The organism is Methylobacterium sp. J-078 (assembly GCF_022829285.1).
GTDB lineage: Bacteria > Pseudomonadota > Alphaproteobacteria > Rhizobiales > Beijerinckiaceae > Methylobacterium.
In genome coordinates this window covers 43,182-60,764 of sequence record NZ_JAKSYI010000140.1, presented here as the reverse complement: position 1 = coordinate 60,764, position 17,583 = coordinate 43,182, and the positions used below count along the sequence as shown (strand labels likewise).

Genomic DNA, 17,583 nt, shown 5'->3' with positions numbered 1-17,583 from the left:
CGAACTCGTGCAGCGAGGGCGGCAACAGCCAGCCCTGATCGACGTCCCAGGAGCGAAACACCTTGGCCATGAGCCGAGTGAATCACCTCGCAGCCTCGTCGTCGAGAGGATTACTCGGACAAGCTCCTAGATGTCGAAGCTATGAAGGTTGTTCACCCGAGGCGGGGGTGAGAGGCTGGGGTTGCGAAGCCAACCAACCCTGACCGAGTGCCTCGGATGAACACCCATCAGCATGCCCGTATGACGGTTCATGGTCGAGCCCTTCTGGTGAAGCGGATGCTGGTCGACGGCTGGCGCGTGGCCGAGGCGGCGCAGTCTGCTGGCATCAGCGAGCGCTCGGCCTACAAGTGGCTGGCCCGTTTTCGGACGGGCGGCGTGGGGGCACTTCGCGACAGAAGCTCGGCGCCCCTCCGGCCAACGGTGCGTGTCACGCCCGCGATCCGCATGCAGGTCGAGGCTCTGCGGCGCACGCGGCTGACGGGTCAGGCCATCGCCGAACGCCTCGCGCTTCCACGCTCCACCGTCGGCAGGGTCCTGCGCGGTCTCGGTCTCGGCCGGCTGAGCGCGCTCGAAGTTCGGCCGCCGGTCATCCGCTATCAGCGCGAGAGGCCGGGCGAACTCATCCACATCGACACGAAGAAGCTCGGTCGGATCGACGGTGTCGGTCACCGCATCACCGGCAACCGGCGCGACGGCCGGCGCGGCATCGGCTGGGAGGCCCTGCATGTGGCCATCGACGATGCCTCGCGCCTCGCCTACACGGCCGTTCTGCCCGACGAGACCAAGCAGAGCGCCGTCACCTTCATGAGTGAGGCGCTGGCGTTCTTCGCCCGACATGGCGTCATCGTCGAGCGCGTGATGAGCGACAACGGCTCGGCCTACCGCAGCCATGCCTTCCGCGATCTCCTCGCCGAGGCCGGCCTGCGACACGTCCGGACCAGGCCCTACACGCCGCGCACCAACGGCAAGGCCGAGCGCTTCATCCAGACCTCGCTGCGTGAATGGATCTACGCCGAGCCCTACGCCTCATCCGCCGACCGGACACAGGCCATGAGCCCTTGGATCAATCACTACAACACCAACCGAATCCACTCAGCCCTCAGCCGACAGACACCCTGGCAAAGGCTGAACAACCTTCTGGGCAACGACAGCAGGACGCGCTCACAGCGTTGGTAACCCGCGACACATTAATTGGCACTGCAGTCGCGAAACTACCAGTTGATATCTAACAAAAATAGCATCGCGAAACTACCAAAATGCGCTCTACGAACCAGGGAGCTGGAATGACTACTTCGCGGTTTGGATGTTCGGCGGCCCGAGATGCTGGAGAAAGTCTGGCTTGCCGAGGCTCACTCCAGCGCTGCGGAGGATCCCGTAGGCTGTGGTCACGTGGAAGAAGAAGTTCGGAAGCGCGAAGCCGGTGAGATAGGCCTGCCCGGTGAAGCGGTATCCCATGCCGTTCGGGAACTTCAGCTCCACCGCGCGTTCCGCGCCTGAAGCCAACGCGGCCGGATCGATGCCCTCGACGAAGGCAATCGTCCTGGCACAGCGCGCCTTGAGTTCGGCAAAAGTCGCCTCGACGTCGGGCATCGCGGGCGCTTCGATACCGGCAAGTCGTGCTACCGCGTTCTTCGCGCTGTCGGACGCCATTTGATACTGAGCAGGCAAAGGCTTCATGTCCGGAGCCAGCCGCCGGACGAGCAACTCAGCTTCAGGCTTTTCTGATGCCGCCTTGTCGAGCCACGCGCTCATGTTGCGTAGCGCGTTGACGAAGACCGGGACGCTGAGGTCGTGGATGCTGATGCTCATCCCGACTTGCTAAGGCACCTGCCATCCAAGCCGCGGTGAGAAGGCGCACACCGCGGAAGGGTATGTCGAACGAAGTTGCCAGATGGCTGACAAATGGCCGCTTCGAGGAAGCGGCGGCGGCCGGGCGGCTGGCATGGGTCGGGTCCCGTTGGCCCGCTGTACGACCGGGGTGGGTGGATTTTTGCTGGTCTGCTTTCGGGCGTGATGGTGGGAGAAGCGGACACCCGAGTGTGCTTTCGACAAACACCCAGGATCCCTCACAATTCGTTCTCGGCGCAGGCCGACCGAAGGACCATTGACCAGGAACAAGCGTCCCGTAGGACGCCGGTTTGTTGCTCAGCCAGTCGTTGATTTTAGTTCGCCCGGGCAACCTCGACGAGATTATCTGAGAACGACGGGGCGTGGCCCATGTCGGTGAAGGCGCCCGAGGAGATGCTGTTGACAGTGCCCTCGTTGAGCTGACGCCAGTAGCCGAGCGTCGCGACCACGATGCCGGCCTTCACATCGTCGGTGATGCGGGCCACGCCCTTGAAGGCGCCGCGGTCGTTGGCAACCTGGACCTTGTCGCCGTCCCTGATACCGCGGATTTCGGCATCGGCTTGGTTGATCATCACGAACTGCTCGCCCTGGCCCTTCTGCTTGTCCTCCATGTTCGCGTAGCAGGAGTTCAGGAAGTAGTGGCTCTTGGGCGAGACGATGTTGAGCGGGAAGCGCTTCGCCAGCTCCGGATCGTTCGCATGCGACTCGCGCGGGCCGAGGTAATCGGGCAGCGGATCGAGCGCCTCGCCGGGCTGGAAGCCCTCGTACATCTGCCGGAACGGCGGCGCGACGAAGTTCGTGGCGCCCTCGACCTTGAGCATGCACTTGCCGGTCGGCGTCGGGAAGTTGCCCTCCCGGTGCGGGGCTCGGTCGTCGGGCGTGCCGACCTTCAGCCGGGCGAAGCCGTGCTCGCGCATGTACGAGAGGTCGATGCCCTCGCAGGCCGGCGCGCTCCAGTCGACGTAGTGCTCCAGGCACTCGCTGTCGCTCCACTTGAAGTTCTCTTCCTCGAAGCCGAGCCGGGCCGCGAGCCGGCGGAAGATCTCGTTGTTCGGGATCGCCTCGCCGGGCGCATCCGCGCACTTGGTGTTGTAGGTCAGGTAGAGGTGGCCCCAGGACAGGATCATGTCCTCCATCTCAGCGCCCATCGTCGCCGGGAGCAGGATGTCGGCGTAGGAGGCCGTGTCCGAGATGAAGTGCTCGGCCGAGACCATGAACAGGTCTTCGCGCATCAGCCCTTCGACGATCTTGTCGGTCTCGGGCGCCTGCGTGACCGGGTTCGAGTTCCAGCACATCATCGACATGATCGGCGGATCGAGCTTCATCTCGCCGGTGAGCGCGCGTCCGATCTGCAGGTTCGAGACGACGCGGGTCCCCTCCGGGATCAGGTCGGGCCGGCACATCACGTCGAACTTGTAGGGGTGCTCCCAGACGCCGAACTGGGTGACGCCGCCGCCGACATGGCGCCAGGCGCCCGTCAGGGCCGGGATGGACGACACCGCCCTGATGGTCTGGCCGCCGCCGTAATGACGCTCCAGCGCCACGCCCATGCGGATGCCGACCGGCTGCTCGGTCGCCATCTCGCGGGCGAGCGTGCGGATGTCCTCGGCAGGCACCCCGGTGATCTCGGCCGCCCATTCCGGCGTGCGGGTGCTGGCCCGCTCCTTCAGCTCCTCGAAGCCGACCGTATAGTTGTCGACGTAGTCCTGATCGACGAGACCTTGTTCGATGATCGAGTTGATCAGCGCCATGGCGAGCGCGCCGTCCGTGCCGGGCTTCGGCGCGATGTGCCAGTCGGCGGCCTTCGCCGTGCGCGACGCGTAGGCGTCGATCACGACGACCTTGGCACCCTTCTTCTGGGCATCCTTGACGATGGCCCAGTGGTGCAGGTTCGTGCTGACCGAGTTGCAGGCCCAGATCACGATGTACTTGGAGTGGATGTAGCTGTCCGGGTCGAGGCCGGCGGTCGGGCCGACAGTGAGCAGCCAGGCCGTGCACGAGCCCTCACCGCAGAAGGTGCGCTCGGTCACGGTGGCGCCCATGCGGTTGAAGAAGGCATCGCCGCCGTTCAGCCCGTGCACCAGACCCTGGTTGCCGAGATAGCTGTAGGGCGCGATGGCCTGCGGCCCGTACTGGTCGATGATCGCCTTCCAGCGCGTGACGATGGTGTCCAGCGCCTCGTCCCAGGTGATGCGCTCGAACTGTCTCTCACCCTTCGGCCCGACCCGCTTCATTGGGTAGAGCAGCCGGTCCGGATGATAGTGGCGCTTCTCGTAGTCCTTCAGCTTCACGCACAGGCCGCCGCGTGTCATCGGGTGGTCCGGGTTGCCGCGCACGCCGAGCAGCTCCCCGTCCTTGACCTCGAAGATCATCGAGCAGGTGTCCGGGCAATCGTGCGGGCAGCCGCCGAAGAAAGTCTCGGTCAGGCTCTCGGCCTGGGCGACCAGCGGGGAGTCGGGCTTGACGATCTCGTTCATGTTTCCTCCACGGCCGAGCGTCCCGCCTTATGTTTCCTGACGGGCCGGCCCGGTGCGTCAGCAGAATGCACTCAAGTGCAAACAATTCCAAATTTTGGTCCGGTGGAAGGACCAAAAGAGTGCTGGGCCATGGTACCAACCGTTTTGTCGCGGATCGGCGCCGTGCGCCTGAGATCTGGTTCGTGCCGACAGGGATGGGGTACGTCACGGCAGGCCGGCGACCTCGGGCAGGATGGACCGTGTGGAACTGACGCTCACCCTGGACGCCAAGTCCGAGAAGCCGCTCCAGGCGCAGGTGTTCGACCAGGTTCGGGAGATCATCCTGGATGGGCAGATCAAGGCCGGCATGGCACTGCCTCCGAGCCGCCTTCTGGCGGAGCGACTCCGGGTGTCCCGCAACACGGTGATGCTGGCCTATGAACGCCTGGCGGCGGAGGGCTACGTTAGGGCGCGCGGTACGGCGGGCCTGTTCGTGGAGCCGATCTCGCCGGATAGTCTCCTCCTGATCCAACAGGGCAGTCGGTCAATTACGAACGGCCCGGTGCCGGACACGTCGAGCGAGCCCTTGCTTTGCTTCGCCGGCTCGCCCGGCGGCGGCGGCGACCGGCCGGAACTCGATTTCTGGGTCGGACGGTCCGATCCTGCCGGGTTCCCGCTGGCCATCTGGCGACGGATCGTGGCGCGGCTTCTGGCGCGGGAGACGCCATACCTGACCGATTACTGCGATCCGGCTGGCCTCCCGGATTTGCGCGTGGCCATCAGCACGCACCTACGGCGTGCCAGAGCGGTGGCTGTGACCGAGGATCAGGTCATCGTGACCACGGGTGGGCAGGACGCTCTCAACCTCGTGTTCAACCTGCTGAAGGGACATACCCGACAGCTCTGCATCGAGAACCCCTGCTACCTCGGAGCCTCGCTGATCTTCAGGAACGCCGACCTGGAGATCCATCCGGTTCCGGTCGACGGCGAGGGGCTGCGAACGGACCTCCTGCCAACGTCCAAAGGTAGCCTGCTCTACGTGACGCCGTCGCACCAGTTCCCCACCGGGGCCACCATGCCGCTGACGCGGCGCCTGGCCCTGCTGCGATGGGCGGAGGAAACCGACAGCTACATCGTCGAGGACGATTACGACAGCGACTTCCGGTACGACGGGCCGCCGCTGACGGCCTTAGCCGGTCTCGACGGAGGCCGGCGCGTCTTCTATGCCGGGACGTTCTCGAAGTCCGTGGGCGCCGGTCTCCGCATCGGCTTCGCCACGGTCCCGCGCCTGTTTTGGGACGAGGCGCGAATGCTGAAAGCACGGATGAGCAACGGCCAGGCCTGGCTCGAGCAGGCCGCGCTCGCCGCCTTCATCGACGAGGGGCACTTCGACCGGCACCTGCGCCGCCTGAGGCAGGTCTACAAGGCACGCCGGGACTGCCTCGTCCGGGCGCTATGCAAGACGTTCGACGGGGCCGCCATCCTCGGCGGCGAGAGTGGCCTGCATCTGGTCTGGCGCCTTCCGCCCGGGTTTCCGCCCGCCCGGCAGATCCAGCTCCTCGCACGCGAGCAGGGCCTCGGGGTCTACGCCCTTTCGAGCGGGGCCGCCTACGATTTCGACCCCGGGGCACGGGACGACATTTTGGTCTTCGGATATTCATCGCTCAACGAAACGCAGATCGAGACGGCAGTCGGCGCGTTGCAGCAGATATTGCTTGGGCAAGCAGACCGCGGCGAAGGCACGGTTTGAGTCTGCTTCAGACCACCCAACGAAATGACTTCTTCGGCGTAGTTGGGCCGACACTCGCAAGTCCGCTCTGCGACCGAGATGGGCGATTTCGAGACTGTCCGCTTCCGGGTGACGATGCATCGAAACGGACTTTGCCGCCTCACTCGGTTGTCTTCCTCCTACTGCGCGAAGTCGCTTCGGTTGAGGCCATAACGCTGCATCTTCTCGTTCAGTGTGCGACGGGGCAGGTCGAGCAGGCGCATCGCCTCGGCGATGCTGCCCCGGGCCTTCTGCAGGGCCTGACGGATCAGGTCGCGCTCGAAGGCCTCGACTCTGGCTGCAAGCGGCCGTGCGTCGTCCGCCTCGGGTTCCGGCGCGGCGGCGAGCCGGTCCAGGCCGAAGGCGTGGCGCTCGGCGGCGTTGCGCAACTCGCGCACGTTGCCCGGCCAGGCATGATCGACGAGCTCTTGGACGAGACGGGCGCACAAGGGGCGCATCGCGCGCCCATGCGACTGGGCGGCGCGGCTCGCGAAATGCTCGAAGAGCAGCGGGATGTCCTCGCGACGCTCGCGCAGCGGCGGGATACGTAGTTCTGCGACGCCGAGGCGGTAATAGAGGTCGGCCCGGAACCGGCCGGACGCCGCCTCGCCCCGCAGATCGACCTTGCTGGCACAGACCGTGCGCAGATCGGCGGGGACCGACTGGTTCGAACCGAGGCGCTCCAGACTGCGCTCCTGCAACACGCGCAGGATTTTCACCTGGCCCGAAAGCGGCATCGCCTCGATCTCATCGAGGAAGAGCGTGCCGCGATGGGCATATTCGAGCTTGCCGACCCGGCGCTTGACGGCGCCCGTGAAGGCGCCGGCCTCGTAGCCGAACAGCTCGCTCTCGACCATCGTATCGGGGATGGCCCCGCAATTGACGGCGACGAAGCGGGCGTCCCGCCGCCCGGAGAAGGCGTGTAGGCATTGCGCGACCAGTTCCTTGCCCGAGCCGGTCTCGCCGTTGACGACGACGTTGACCGGCGTCGCGGCCAGATCAAGCACCTCACGCCGCAGGGTCTCCATCGCCCGCGATGTGCCGACGAGGCGGCTCTCGATGCCGGGGGCGTCGGCGACTGCGTGGAGGCGGCGCAGCCGCAGGGTGAGGTGACGCTTCTCCCGGGCTCGCCCGATCGCCCCGACGAGGCGCTCGGGCTCGAACGGCTTTTCGATGAAGTCATAGGCACCACGCTGCATCGCCTCCACCGCCATCGCCACGTCGCCATGGCCGGTAACGAGGAGGATCGGCAGGTCCGGGTCGCGCCGCAGGGCCTGTTCGAGTACCTCAAGGCCGCCGATGCGCGGCATGCGCACATCGGTGACGAGGATGCCAGGGAAGCGCTCATCGATCCGGGCGAGCGCACCGTCCGGGTCCTCGAAGGTCGTGACATCGTAGTCGGCGAGCGTCAGCCACTGGTGCAGCGCCTCCCGCACGGTCTCGTCGTCGTCGATGAACAGCACTTGGTTCGGCAGAGGTGCCATCGCGCTCACGCCTCCGCGGCCGGCAGGACGAGGGTGAGCACCGCACCCCGTGCGCCGTTCGCGGCGGCGAGGCTGCCGCCGAAGTCGCGCACGATCAGAGACGACAGCGACAGGCCGAGGCCAAGGCCCTCGCCGGCTGCCTTCGTGGTGAAGAAGGGATCGAAGACGTGCGGCATGTGCTCCTCGGAAATCCCACTACCGCTGTCAGCGACGCACAGGCGCCAGCAGGATGCCGCCTCGCGCATCGCTGTCAGGTCGAGCCGGCGTTCGGGGGCGTCGCGCATGGCATCAAGGGCGTTGACCATCAGGTTTAGGATAACCTGTTCCAGGCGCACCGGCTCGGCCCGTACCGTCGCTTCGGGCGGGATCGCGCAGGTCACCTGGACGGCCTCGACGCGGATCCGGGCTGCGAGCAGGTCGAGCGCCGCCGCGGCGGCAGCGTCGAGCCGCACCGGCTCCCAGTGCTCGGGGCCTGTCTTGCGGGCAAAGACCTTGAGGTGACGAATGATCTCGGCGATGCGCTGCGTCACCTCGGTCATGCGCTTCAGGTTCCGGCCCACGGTCGCGGTGTCGCCGCGCTCCAGGAAGACGGAGGAGCTCGACAGGAAGGTGCGCAGGGCCGCCAGCGGCTGGTTGATCTCGTGGTTGATCGCCGTGGAGATCTGACCGAGCGCCGCGAGCCGGCCGGCATGGATCAGCTCATCCTGCGTCGCCCGCAAGGCGGCGGTGGCGCGTTCCCGCTCAGCGATCTCGCCGCGCAGGCGCGCGTTGGCGGTGCTGAGGTCGGAGGTCCGCTCCGCCACGCGTCGCTCCAGGGTGAGGCGCATGGCCTGCTCGCTGCGCAGACGCTGCCGTCTCTGGCTCGCCGCCGCGAGGGCGAACGCGAACGCGAGGCACGCGATCCCGGCAGCGAGCGATGCCAGCAGAGCCTGACGCAGCGTAGCGTCGGTCTCGGCGACGTACCAGAGCGTCCAGCCGAGATCCGGCATCGCGGCCCGCTCGACGATCCCCGACATGGTACCGTCGCCGCAGGGAAGTTCGATCGTGCCCCCGTCGATCCACTCCGAGAGCAGGGGCCGCAGATCACTGTCGCCGTACTGACGCGCCGCTTGGATGCGAGCCGTGTCGACCTGCGTGAGGGGACGGAACGGGCGATACTTCCAGGCGGGCTCACTGGCCAGGAAGACGACGCCGGCCGCGTCGGAGACGAGGACGTGCTCACCGGCTTGGCGCCACTCCCGCTGCAGGCCTTCGAGGTCGATCTTGACGACGACGACCCCCGCAAAGCCGCCGTCGCGGGCCGGCACCGCCTTGCCGATGAACAGACCGGGCCGGTTCGTCGTGGTCCCGATGCCGAAGTAGCGTGAAGCGCCGGTCGCGACAGCCTCGGTGAAGTACGGTCGATAGGCGTAGGACGTTCCGACGAAGCTGAGCGGCTGGTCCCAGTTACTCGCGCTACGGGTCAGCCCGTCCCGGTCGAGGAGGTAGATCGCGGCGACGTCCGATGCCTCGGCGATAGCCTCCAGCTTCGCGTTGACGGCGGCGATACCGGCAGGCGCATCGAGGTTTCCGAGGAGGCCGCGCACTTCGGTGTCGAGGGCGAGGACACCCGGAAGGTACCCGTAGCGTTCGACGGCCGCGCGCAGCACCGCCTCGCCGATGACGAGGCGCTGGCGCGCGGCGCGGCGCACCTGCTCGTGGCCCGCCTCGAGGGTGACGCCGAAGACGGCGGCCGTGGCCACCAGGGTGAGGACGGCCAGCCCCCACCCCCAGGCGGCGAGGGGGGTCCCGCGGCGCGTGATCCGCCGTAAGGCCGCCGTCACGACAGGGGACACGCTCAAGACATCCTCGATCCCCTGATCCGACCCGGTGCCGGCTCACCACGGATCATTCCACCCGAGCAGACGGCTGTCATGCGCTATCGCCACTCAGGCGCATGAGCGCGCCGTCGGCCGGCCCGTCAACGGCGCAGGACAACCATCTTCTCCTGTGTCATGTCGCGCATCGTGTAGGGAATGCCGCCGACCCCGTAGCCCGAGTTGCGCCGCCCCGCGAAGGGCATCCAGTCGGTGCGGAAGGCTGTCGCATCGTTGACCATCACCGCCGAAGCGTCGAGGCGCTCGGCGGCGCGCAGGGCGACGCCGAGATCCTGTGCGAAGACGCTCGCCTGGAAGGCGAAGGGCAGCGCATTTGCCGTCGCGATGGCGGCATCGAGGTCGTCGTAGCGGTACAGGCAAGTGACGGGCCCGAACACCTCCTCCCGCGACACCCGCGCTTCACGCGCAGGCGACTGCAGAACGGCTGGGTTGAGGGTCGTCTTGGAGAGGCGTTCGCCCCCGGTCAGGCGTGCGCCCCTTGCCACGGCCTCGTCGATCCAGGCGCGGACGCGATCGGCTTCGCGCGGCTGGATCAGGGGACCGACCTCGGTGTCCGGCAGGAGCGGGTCCCCGACCCGGAGTTCCGCGACGCGCTCCAGGAACCGCTCGGTGAAGGCCGCCTCGATCTCGGCATGGACGAAGATCCGCTGCGTCGACACGCAGACCTGTCCGGCATGGTAGTAGCCGCCCTTGACGAGCGGCGTGATGATCGCGTCGAGGTCGGCGCTCCGATCGACGATGGCGGGGGCGACGCCGCCATGCTCCAGCGCGGAGCGCGTGCCCGGCGCCAGACGGCCATGCAGGTGCCAGCCGACGCGAGCCGAGCCGATGAAGCTGACGAAGGCGACGCGCGGATCAGTCGCCAGCGCCTCGGCGAGGTCGTTCGTCGCCGGAAGAAAGGTCTGGCACCACGGTTCGGGCAGGCCGGCCTCATGGACGAGCCGCACGAAATCGAAGCAGGACAGCGGCGTGGCGGACGCCGGCTTGACGATCACCGGGCACCCAACGGCGATGGCCGGCGCGACCTGATGGACGATCAGGTTGAGCGGATGGTTGAAGGCCGAGATCGCCGCGACGACGCCGATCGGCTCGCGGGTCGTGAAGGCCCAGCGTCCCTCGCTCGCGGGGGTGAGGCCCATCGGGATCTCGCGACCCGCGAGATCGCGTAGAGCCTCGGCGGCGTTGCGGACGCCGTCGACGGCGCGGTCTACCTCGATCCGCGCATCGGTGAGCGGCTTTCCGCCCTCGCGTGCGATCTGGCGGCTGAAATGGTCGCGCTGCTCGGCGATGCGGCGGGCGACCGCCTGAAGAACGGCGATCCGGGCATGCGCCGGCAGTCGCGCATCGCGGTCCCGGACGGCACGCTCGGCGGCGGTGAGCTTCCGCTCCAGGGCCGAAGCGTCGTCGTAGGGTAATTCAGCAAAGGGCGTGCGGTCGTAGGCCTGGACGATCTGCAGCACGGGCAACCTCCTTGCTCCACGGCTCCGCTTGAGCGTGGAACCGGTTCGCGGAATCGTGTCGGGTTCATGGATGGGATCGGCGCCGCCGCTCCGGTGGGGGCGGCGCCGTACCGGATTATTCGGCTGCGCCGAGCGCCAGGTCCGCGACTTTGGTGCGTAACTCGTCGACCAAGACGCGGGTATTCTCCGAGTAGTCGATCGGCACCGCCACGAGGTGAACGCCACCGGCCTGGAAGGCATGATCCAGCGTCGGCACCAGATCCTCGACCGCGCCGACCCGATGGCCCATGGCACCGTAGGATTCCGCGTACTTCACGAAGTCCGGGTTCTTGAAGGTCATTCCGTAGTCCGGGAACTGATCCACGGCCTGCTTCCAACGGATCATGCCGTAGGCCGAGTCGTCGAGGATCAGGACCACGAGGTTGAGCCCGAGGCGCACCGCAGTCTCCATCTCCTGGCTGTTCATCATGAAGCCGCCGTCGCCGCACACCGCCATGACGCGGCGCTCGGGGTAGAGGATCGCGGCCATCATCGCCGAGGGAAGCCCTGCGCCCATCGTGGCCAGGGCATTGTCGAGCAGCAGCGTGTTGGCGACGTAGGTGCGGTAGTTCCTGGCGAACCAGATCTTATACATCCCGTTGTCGAGGCAGACGATGCCGTCCTGCGGGATGACCGCGCGCACGTCGCGCACGAGGCGCTGGGGCGTGACGGGGAAGCGATCCTCGTCGTTGCGGTCGGCGATGCGCGTCAGGATGTGGTCGCGCAGGTGGAGCAGCGCGCCCGCGTTCGGCAGCCTGTCCTCCAGACGGTCGGCGATCAGCTTCAGGGTCGGACCGAGGTCGCCCACCACTTCGGCGTCGGGGTAGTACACCTCCTCGACGTTCGCGGGCGTGTAGCTGATGTGCAGCACCTTCTGGCCCAACTGGCCCATGAAGAAGGGCGGCTTCTCCACCGTGTCGTGGCCGATGGCGATGATGAGGTCGGCCGCGTCGATCGCCTCGTGCACGTAGTCGCGCTCGGAGAGCGCGGCGGTGCCCATGTAGAGGCGGGTGCCGTGGGCCACCGTGCCCTTCCCCATCTGCGTCGTGAAGAACGGGATGCCGGTGCGCTGCACGAACCCGCCGAGATCGCTCGTGGAGCGCGGGCGGCTCGCGGCGGCCCCGAGCATGATCAGCGGACGCTCGGCCGCCTGGATCATCCGGGCGGCGCGCTCGATCGAGGTTGGGTGGGCGACCGGGATATCGATCGGGTGCCGCGGTACCGTGTAGGCCTCGGCTTCCTCGGCGGCGATGTCCTCGGGCAATTCGAGCAGGACCGGACCGGGCCGCTCCTCCATGGCGACGCGGAAGGCGTCGCGCACGATGGTGGGGATCGAGGAGGCGGAGACGATCTGGCGGGCCATCTTGGTGATCGGCTTCATCGTTGCGATGATGTCGACGATCTGGAAGCGCGCCTGCCGGGCCTTGAGGATGCCCTTCTGGCCGGTGATGATGATCATCGGCATGGCGCCGAGATGGGCGTAGGCCGCGCCCGTGGCGAAGTTCAGCGCACCGGGGCCGAGCGTCGCGAGGCAGACGCCGGGCTTGCCCGTCAGACGGCCGTAGGTGGCGGCCATGAAGGCCGCGGCCTGCTCGTGCCGGGTCAGGATCAGCTCGATCTTCGACGTGCGCAGGCTCTCGACGATGTCGAGGTTCTCCTCGCCGGGGATGCCGAAGATGCGTTCGACGCCTTCGTTCTCGAGAGCCTGGATGAGTAGGTCGGATCCTTTGGGCACGACGCCCTCCTGTTGTTGGCTTGAGTCCGGCCGATCACGCAGGGGTCGACCGTCAGTTGCGCGAGTTCGTCGCTGGCTGAGGAATCTTCAGGGGTGATGGAGGTTGGGGTGCCGCGCGCGCCGGGCCCGCGGCAGCAATGCGCACCGGTGTTAGCCGCTCATCCGACCGTTGCCGTCGAGGTAGCCGTACTTGCGCGTGTCGGGCATCCAGAGCGAGGCGGCGAAGGCGACCGCAGCCATGGCGGCGACGTACCAGAAGAACAGGCTCTCGTTGCCGTAGGACTTGAACGAGAGCGCCACGTATTCCGCGGTTCCGCCGAACATGGCGTTGGCGATGGCGTAGGGCAGGCCGACGCCCAGCGCGCGCACCTCGGCCGGGAACAGCTCGGCTTTCACCACGCCGCTGATCGAGGTGTAGAAGGTCGCGATGACCAGGCCGACCATGATCAGGCCGAAGGCGGCGTAGGGGCTCGTGATCAGCGACAGCGTCGAGAGCAGCGGCACGGCGCCGAGCATCGCGAGCCCGCTGAACAGGATCATGTTGTTGCGCCGTCCGATCCGATCCGAGAGCAGGCCGAACAGCGGCTGCAGCAGCATGAAAGCGACCAGCGCCAGGGTCATCACCGTCGAGACTGATTTAAGATCGAGCTTGACCGTGTTGACGAGGAACTTCTGCATGTAGGTCGTCATCGTGTAAAAATAGAGTGAACCGCCCATGGTGAAAGCGAAGGTGATCAGTAGCGCGCGCTTGTGCTGCATCAACGCCCGCATCGAACCGGCGTCCTTGCTCTGCATCGTCTCGTGCGAGACCGATTCCTTGAGCGAGCCGCGCAGCATCATCGCGACGATGGCGGCGGCGGCACCGATGAGGAACGGGATGCGCCAGCCCCAGGCCCGCATCTCCTCGCCGGTGAGGATGTGCTGAAGGGCGAACACCACGAGCACCGCGAGCAGCTGACCGCCGATCAGGGTGACGTACTGGAACGAGGACAGGAAGCCGCGCCGCCCCTTGCCGGCGATCTCGCTCATGTAGGTCGCCGCGGTACCGTACTCGCCGCCGACCGAGAGCCCCTGGGCAAGGCGCGCCACCAGCAGCAGCACGGGGGCCAGCACGCCGATCGACTCGTAGGTTGGCAGCAGCCCGATCATCAGCGAGCCGGCGCACATCAGCAGCACCGAGAACACCATCGAGGACTTGCGCCCCCGTCGGTCCGCGATCCGCCCGAAGATCCAACCGCCGAGCGGGCGCATGAAGAAGCCGACCGCGAAGATGCCGGCCGTGGCGAGCAACTGTCCGGTCGTGCTGCTGGAGGGGAAGAAGGCGGAGGCGAAGTAGATCGACGTAAATGCGTAGGCGTAGAAGTCGTACCACTCGACGAGGTTGCCTGATGAGGCGGCGACGATGGCCTTGATCTTCTGGCGGTCCGTTGCTTCGGCGCGGGCGGGGATATCCCCGATCGCCGCGGGTGCAGCCGTGTTCATGGACGTTCTCCCTGTTGTGAACTTCGGCCTCACCGGAATGTGGCCGTGATCGACCCGCCCCACGAACCCGGGCCTTCGGCCTCTTCACGGTCAGCACCGACGGGATGCAAAGGAGTGATGGCAACCGGGATGCCAACCATCACGATCGCCAAAAGTCACGACGATACAGTACCTTAGGGGAATATGTCGTGAGACGGGTAGGCCAACTCTCGCCGATCGGGAGCCACCGTCGGCGGAATCTTGCCGATCACGTCAGGTCGTGTCCCCTGGCGTGGTGTAGCTCGCTGAGAGCCACCACGATCGCCGGCATGGGCCGGGAGGATCAGGCTGCCAGGGTCGGCAGGCTGACGGGGGGATCATCGCCGAACGGGGCGATGCTTTCCAGGGTCATGAAACGGGACCGCTGGACGGCCCATTCGTCGTTTTGTTCGAGCAGGATCGCGCCGACGAGACGGGTGATGGCAGCCTCGTGGGGGAGGATGCCGACGACCTCGGTCCGGCGTTTGATCTCGCCGTTCAGGCGCTCCAGCGGGATCGTGCTGTGGAGCTTAACCCGGTGAGCGGCCGGGAAGCCCATGTAGGCCAGTACGCCGGGCCCGGCGGTGTCCATCAGGGTCGCGCGCTTGGGCACCTCGACCCGGAGCTGATCGGCCACCTGCACCCTTGCTGACGGGCCACCTCCGCGTCGTCCTGGGCGAAGGCAGTGGCGAGGAAAACCGAGACGACGCGGCGACTCGCGTGGCCGGTATAGGCCAGCACGTTGCGCATGAAATTGGACGCGCCACCGCCTCACGACCCACGCATCCCACACGCGTCGACCCTATGGCCCTTGCCTGCGGAGCCCGCGCAGACATCCGTTCGAGCCTGAAGGCTTCCACTGACCCGTTGCGCAAGGCCGCCGCATGGGCTACCAGAGCGACACGGTCAGCACCCGTAGCTCAGCTGGATAGAGCGTTGCCCTCCGAAGGCAAAGGTCACACGTTCGAATCGTGTCGGGTGCGCCAATTCGATCAAGCACGTAACTGAATTTCGCCTGGGCTCTTGAGGGGCCGCGGAAGCGCTGCGGAAGCAAGCTGCAGAAAATCAGTGCGTGCCATCCCCTCGCTCGCATACCGCCTGACACTGCAGCTGCTTCGGTGACGTCGAATCACGGTGTGCCGACATGCGCTCCGTCGAGGCGTAGCGGCAGACCCCAACTTAAGGAAATCCTTTGTCCGATCACCTCCAGAGCCGAGAGCGGAAGCAAGCTGAGGCGGCCTTTGCGAGAGAGCAGAACCAGCCCATTCCTATGCCCGACGATGTGCCGCCCCAAAGCTCGGCTGATGAGAAAATGGCAAAGCAGAAGGCTGCACGCTTAGCGCGGGATGCCGCCCAGCCGACGGCGAAGAAATGTTAGCTGGGCAAATGAAGGCGAAGGGCTATTTGAGAAGAGCATCGGCAGCCCCTACCAGAGGAGCTAGCGTGTGGCTGCGGAAGGATAGGACTAACTTGTGTTAGTGGGTATATCATCATTGCAAAGAGGCGATCCTGCAACACCAACTGAAATTTACTGCGCCTAGGTTGTAGGACACAGGAATTTGAACAAATGTCTGCGCATCTGAGCACGTGCGGAGACGAAACGTGACCTTCAAGCTATTCTCACCTGATGGATTTACAGGAACTTCTTTTTATCAGACAAGAAATTTAAATCTCGCGGAAGCCGTAGCCTCCACCAATAATCAATAAAATTAACAATTACGAATAATCTCTCAAACAGCTGAGATATATCAGACTTTTTAAATTATGGCGGGTCGACATTAAAAATCACAACAATACTAGAAAACGGCGAGAACAATGGGCTCGTTAGATTAGAAGCTGGACTTTCGAATGGTGGGGGTATCTTACCTGGAGGCGGAAGTCGACCGATCGTGTTTATCAATGGCGGAACCCTTCAGGCGCGACAAACAGGGTTCCAAACGTTCGAAGGTATCAACGTCCAGCAAATCGGAACGAATATTATTTTATATCTGAGTTCCGTCACCAATCACCAGCCAGGACAGACGTTTACCCTCACTACCAATAGTTCATCAGGCTCATTCCCCGATCGGTTCAACTTCAATCCCTGCTTCGCATTAGGCACTCAGATTGCCACGGCAGAGGGTGAAGTCCCCGTTGAGAAGCTCACCGCCGGAGCCATCGCTATCACCGCCGGCGGTACACATCGGCCGGTCCGCTGGATCGGACGCCGTACCCTTTCGTACAACCATCATCCGCGTCGTGAGGCCGTCTGGCCCGTGCGTGTGTCGGCTGGAGCCTTCGGAGAAGGCCTGCCGCGCCGAGATCCGCCTGCACTCGCGCAGCTTCGTGCCCGAGCGCGTGCGTGTCGGTTCCGGCGATGGGCGCCGCCCCGGCGTGCCCCTGCGCGGTCTGTCGGTGGTGGACGGTGCCGGTGTGACGCGATTGCTGCCGATCGCGAGCGAGGCTCTGAGCCAGGGCTTCTCCGTTGTGCAGGGCGAGGCCGATCGGCCCTGGCGCTGGACGACGGGCGAGGCTGTCGTGCCTCCCATCCTTTGGGCCGGGACCGAAGGAGGCTTCAGCCTCGTCGTCGAACTGGCGCCTGAGGAGGGAACCATACAGGCTTGGCAAGCGCCCGCGATGGCGACGAGCCAGGATGCGTCCGAAGTCAGCCTTGAAGCCGCGGCGGCGTAGCAACTGACGGTCGGATTACAATCCGTCGTGATCATGCCTGGCCGCTGCAAGGGCGCGTCGGGCATTTCTATGCCGATCTGTCAGAGGTTCGAATGCGGATCTGTCATTCGAACCCGTGCCCCTCCCTTACGAAGGTTGTGCTCGCGGGGCCACACAGACGATCCGCCTCCTTCGACACGGACAAGCTGCCACACTCCGTGCAAAGGCCTCCCTCAAGCCTCCCTGATCGAGGTCAGCGGAGAAGAGTCGCCATGAGCAACCAGGGACAGCCGACCGGCGCCGAGGTCATCACGTTTCCGCCCCGCGTGGCGTCGACGACGCCGGATGCCGACATCGCCTCTATGATCGAGGTGCTTCAGGATCAGCTCACCTTGGCGCGCGAGGGGAAGTTGCGCTCCGTGGCCGTCGTGTCCGTTTCCGCTGACGGCGAGGCTATCGGCACGCAGTGGTCGTGCAAGGGGGCTGACGTCACCGGCCTGATCGGCAAGCTGACCGTGCTGACGCATGACTTGATGGCGGCTCGAAGGTAATCAGCGTAAGCTGCCCTCGTTCGGCTCGGGCGAGCAGGCAGACTTAACGCAACGCCAGTGGCAGAACGGCAGCCCTATGGTTGCGAACGAACCTCAAGGCGGCGTCGCCCCCATGCGTCACTGGGATATCGCCCGCCAGCCCCGGAGGTGTTCGTGCCAGTCTTCACCGCTTGGCCGGGTGCGCTCGCCCGACCGGCTCCGCCGGCCAAGTGACCC

At 65.8% G+C, this 17,583-nt stretch carries 11 protein-coding genes, 1 tRNA gene and 2 pseudogenes; 6 read left to right on the top strand and 8 right to left on the bottom strand.

What is annotated here, in order from left to right:
* Nucleotides 1-216 precede the first annotated feature (216 nt).
* Entirely contained in the window at nucleotides 217-1,176 is a 960-nt protein-coding gene (locus tag MKK58_RS24775) for an IS481 family transposase (RefSeq protein WP_243915618.1), read from the top strand.
* 111 nt (nucleotides 1,177-1,287) lie between these two features.
* Here the strand turns inward: MKK58_RS24775 and MKK58_RS24770 are convergent, their stop codons facing one another.
* Together MKK58_RS24770 and MKK58_RS24765 are read right to left on the bottom strand one after the other, a co-directional pair.
* Nucleotides 1,288-1,809, bottom strand: coding sequence for a DUF1993 family protein (locus MKK58_RS24770; RefSeq protein WP_243915617.1), 522 nt, complete (start codon nucleotides 1,807-1,809; stop codon nucleotides 1,288-1,290).
* A 353-nt stretch (nucleotides 1,810-2,162) separates the two neighbouring features.
* Entirely contained in the window at nucleotides 2,163-4,325 is a 2,163-nt protein-coding gene (locus tag MKK58_RS24765; RefSeq protein WP_243915616.1) for a molybdopterin-dependent oxidoreductase, read from the bottom strand.
* A 295-nt stretch (nucleotides 4,326-4,620) separates the two neighbouring features.
* Between MKK58_RS24765 and MKK58_RS24760 the strand changes: the two genes are divergently transcribed.
* Nucleotides 4,621-6,054: a PLP-dependent aminotransferase family protein gene (locus MKK58_RS24760; RefSeq protein ID WP_243915615.1), complete on the top strand. Its 1,434-nt coding sequence runs from the start codon at nucleotides 4,621-4,623 to the stop codon at nucleotides 6,052-6,054.
* 158 nt (nucleotides 6,055-6,212) lie between these two features.
* On the opposite strand, the gene MKK58_RS24755 is transcribed toward MKK58_RS24760, so the two are convergent.
* The 6 genes and pseudogenes from MKK58_RS24755 to MKK58_RS24730 all read right to left on the bottom strand — a co-directional run.
* Nucleotides 6,213-7,556: a sigma-54-dependent transcriptional regulator gene (locus MKK58_RS24755; RefSeq protein WP_243915614.1), complete on the bottom strand. Its 1,344-nt coding sequence runs from the start codon at nucleotides 7,554-7,556 to the stop codon at nucleotides 6,213-6,215.
* A gap of 5 nt (nucleotides 7,557-7,561) precedes the next feature.
* Nucleotides 7,562-9,391 (bottom strand): ATP-binding protein, encoded by a 1,830-nt coding sequence (locus tag MKK58_RS27015; RefSeq protein ID WP_243915613.1) that lies wholly within the window; start codon nucleotides 9,389-9,391, stop codon nucleotides 7,562-7,564.
* A gap of 125 nt (nucleotides 9,392-9,516) precedes the next feature.
* Nucleotides 9,517-10,893: an aldehyde dehydrogenase family protein gene (locus tag MKK58_RS24745; protein WP_243915612.1), complete on the bottom strand. Its 1,377-nt coding sequence runs from the start codon at nucleotides 10,891-10,893 to the stop codon at nucleotides 9,517-9,519.
* A gap of 115 nt (nucleotides 10,894-11,008) precedes the next feature.
* Nucleotides 11,009-12,667: an acetolactate synthase large subunit gene (locus tag MKK58_RS24740; protein ID WP_243915611.1), complete on the bottom strand. Its 1,659-nt coding sequence runs from the start codon at nucleotides 12,665-12,667 to the stop codon at nucleotides 11,009-11,011.
* 150 nt (nucleotides 12,668-12,817) lie between these two features.
* Nucleotides 12,818-14,149 (bottom strand): MFS family transporter, encoded by a 1,332-nt coding sequence (locus MKK58_RS24735; RefSeq protein WP_243915610.1) that lies wholly within the window; start codon nucleotides 14,147-14,149, stop codon nucleotides 12,818-12,820.
* A 322-nt stretch (nucleotides 14,150-14,471) separates the two neighbouring features.
* Nucleotides 14,472-14,923: pseudogene (locus tag MKK58_RS24730) on the bottom strand (transposase); the annotation flags it as partial.
* 153 nt (nucleotides 14,924-15,076) lie between these two features.
* On the opposite strand from MKK58_RS24730, the gene MKK58_RS24725 reads away from it, so the two are divergent.
* From MKK58_RS24725 to MKK58_RS24710, 4 genes and pseudogenes are all read left to right on the top strand, one after another.
* Nucleotides 15,077-15,153, top strand: a tRNA-Arg gene (locus tag MKK58_RS24725).
* A gap of 903 nt (nucleotides 15,154-16,056) precedes the next feature.
* Nucleotides 16,057-16,410 (top strand): annotated as a pseudogene (locus tag MKK58_RS24720) (Hint domain-containing protein); the annotation flags it as partial.
* 16 nt (nucleotides 16,411-16,426) lie between these two features.
* Nucleotides 16,427-16,837, top strand: a complete 411-nt coding sequence (locus MKK58_RS24715; protein WP_243915624.1) for a hypothetical protein — start codon at nucleotides 16,427-16,429, stop codon at nucleotides 16,835-16,837.
* A gap of 251 nt (nucleotides 16,838-17,088) precedes the next feature.
* Entirely contained in the window at nucleotides 17,089-17,367 is a 279-nt protein-coding gene (locus MKK58_RS24710) for a hypothetical protein (protein ID WP_243915609.1), read from the top strand.
* Nucleotides 17,368-17,583 lie beyond the last annotated feature (216 nt).